The sequence below is a fragment of the Saccharomonospora saliphila YIM 90502 genome (assembly GCF_000383795.1).
Classification (GTDB): domain Bacteria; phylum Actinomycetota; class Actinomycetes; order Mycobacteriales; family Pseudonocardiaceae; genus Saccharomonospora; species Saccharomonospora saliphila.
In genome coordinates this window covers 105,359-106,892 of sequence record NZ_KB912696.1, presented here as the reverse complement: position 1 = coordinate 106,892, position 1,534 = coordinate 105,359, and the positions used below count along the sequence as shown (strand labels likewise).

The 1,534-nt window shown below is 71.8% G+C and carries 1 protein-coding gene and 1 pseudogene; one reads left to right on the top strand and one right to left on the bottom strand.

Translation table 11 applies throughout. The features are described 5' to 3' along the window. Positions 1-413: DMT family transporter (locus SACSA_RS26245; protein WP_019818561.1), on the bottom strand; the 413-nt coding region annotated here is incomplete at its 3' end. Between the two features lie 241 nt (positions 414-654). Here SACSA_RS26245 and SACSA_RS23250 point away from each other — a divergent pair. Beyond that, a pseudogene (locus SACSA_RS23250) lies at positions 655-1,534 on the top strand (hypothetical protein); the annotation flags it as partial.

Genomic DNA, 1,534 nt, shown 5'->3' with positions numbered 1-1,534 from the left:
CCGCCGACCGCGCCCGCCACGGCGACCACGGTGAGCACCGCGCCCAGCACGCGCGGCCAGGACGGAGCCTGCCGGCCCGCGGGGCCGATCCCCACCTTGTCCACGACCAGCCCGCTGACCGTCTGCCCCGCCACGACCCCGACGGTGAACATCGCCACCCCGATGAGCACCACGGTCACCGACTGACCGAGGACGTAGGTGGCGCCCGCGAGACCGCCGAGGAAGTGCCACGGCCTCAGCCCGCCGGTGCGCAGCGCGGAGCCCGCTCGTCCGAGTCCTTTGCGCATCCGAGCCGAGATCGGCAGGAGCGCGAGCAGGATGAGGAGGCCGCCGCCGAAGGAGATCACCGCGGCGAGGACCGCGTCCCCCAGCTCGGTTCCGAGCTGGCCGTTGATCCTGCTCTGCACGGACATGCCCGCCCCGGTGAGGACCGCGAGGGCGGTCCCCCAGATCTGTTTCGCGCGAGCAGGGACACCGATTGCGGCATTCGAGGGAGCATCGACGTGTGTGCGAGCACGAGGGGTAGCCATCACCCGCGATTGTCCGCGACGCGGGCGCCCGCAGGTTGCTTCGATCTGGTGAACTGTGGCGCTCCGCACTCGGTGCGACGGTGTCCTGGCCGTAGGTTCGGCGTAGGACGGCGACGATGTCCACATGTGCCGTGCATCCGTGGCGTTCATTGGTCAAGATGTTGGCGTGGCACTACCGACCCAGCTGAACGCAACCGAGCAGGACACCCTGGTCAAGCAGATCGGCCTCTCCTTGCTGCGGGCGGCCCCGCGCGACTGGCGCCGGGTGACCGCCGAGTACCGCGCGGTGGGGAGGTACCACGAACTGACCGGGGAGGTTCTCCTCGCGGACGGCACCACCCAGGAGTGGGTCGCGACCCACGACATCGCCAGTCTCTTCGGGCGCCTCCGCACGGGCATGTACCGGGAGGGCCGGGGGACCTGGTTCAACGCCCGGTACCAGCTCGACCACCCCTCCAGCTACAACCTGGAGTACGACCGGGACGAGCCTCGCTGGGACCTGGCGCCGCCGCCCCAGGCCTACGCCGACGAGCTGCGCATGTTCCCCCGCGACGAGGAGAACGTGCCCGACTGGCTGATGCGCCGCATGGCTGGGCTGAGCCCGGAACGGCCGGGGCCCCGGTTCCGCACCGCGCGGGTCTTCGACGGTCTGGACGCCGAGGGACGCCCCGTGGTGAACCGGCCCGAGCTCGACGCCTCCGAGCAGGACCGGCTGCTCGACTACCTCGACGGTGCTCCCGTGGTGGTGCCCGGACGCGGCGTCGACACCGATCGACTCGCCGCGTCCCCGGAAAGCACCGTGCCCATCGCCTTCCACAGCGACGGAACGTGGATCTGGCCCGCCGCGGTGAACTACTACCTGCGCGAATACGGCGTCTCCCCCGAGCCCGACCTCGTGCAGCACATCCGAGCGGGCGGCTTCGCCATCCCGGAGGTGCCCGACCCCGTGCGACAGGCCGCCGCCGCGCACGTCTCGCGGGGCGGGCCCGCGCCCCAGCGCCCGG